Source organism: Nonomuraea cypriaca (genome assembly GCF_015645445.1).
In the GTDB taxonomy this organism is placed as follows: Bacteria; Actinomycetota; Actinomycetes; order Streptosporangiales; family Streptosporangiaceae; genus Nonomuraea; species Nonomuraea cypriaca.
This window is the reverse complement of sequence record NZ_JADOGI010000556.1, coordinates 1-809: the sequence shown is the minus strand read 5'-3', so window position 1 is coordinate 809 and position 809 is coordinate 1. Positions and strand designations below refer to the sequence as shown.

Annotated in this window: 1 pseudogene; it reads left to right on the top strand. The window is 74.0% G+C overall.

The features are described from left to right. Positions 1 to 198 precede the first annotated feature (198 nt). A pseudogene (locus ITP53_RS55585) lies at positions 199 to 809 on the top strand (cytochrome P450); the annotation flags it as partial.

Below are 809 nucleotides of genomic sequence, written 5' to 3'. Positions count from 1 at the left end.
CATTCGGGGTTCGTGTCGCGGTGGCTCGCCCTCCACCGGCTCGGGGGGTTCGTGTCGCGGTGGCTCGCCCCATCGGCCCCCGCACCGCGAGGGGGCGTGCCGCGGGGCCCGCTCCCACCCGGGGGTTCGTGTCGTGGTGGCCAACGGGTACGGAGGTATGAGACCAGGCCGCTGGGACCGCGTTTCAGGGAGGCGTTCATGCTGGAGGAGATGTTTCCGGGGCATGAAGGGCTGCTCGCCGACCCCTACCCCGCCTATGCGCGGCTGCGGGAGGCGGGCGGGCTGCATCGGGTCAGTCTGCGCAGCGGGTTGTACGGGTGGCTCGTGACCCGCTACGACGACGCCCGCGCCGCGCTCGCCGATCCCCGGCTCAGCAAGGATCCACGCAACGCGCCACCCGACTGGCGGGAGGCGGGGCGCGGGCGGCCGCTGGAGGACCGCTCCGGGCTGGGCACACACCTGCTCACGACCGATCCGCCCGAGCACACCCGCCTGCGCCGCCTGGTCTCCGGGTTCTTCACGCCGCGGCGGCTGGCGGAGCTGCGGCCGGGGATCGAGGCGCACGCGTACGCGCTCGCAGCCGGCCTCTCCCCGGGCGCCGACCTGATCGGCGACTTCGCCTCGCCATTGCAGTTCGCCACGATCTGCGACGTGCTCGGGGTCCCCCCAGGCGACCGCCCGGACTTCCACCGATGGACGTCAGCAGTCGTCTCCTCAGGCACGTCCGGCTCGCCAGCGGCGTCCGACTCCCCAGGGGTGGCCGGCTGCTCTGGGGTGGCAAGCTCCTCTGGGGTGGCGGGGGCGTTGGG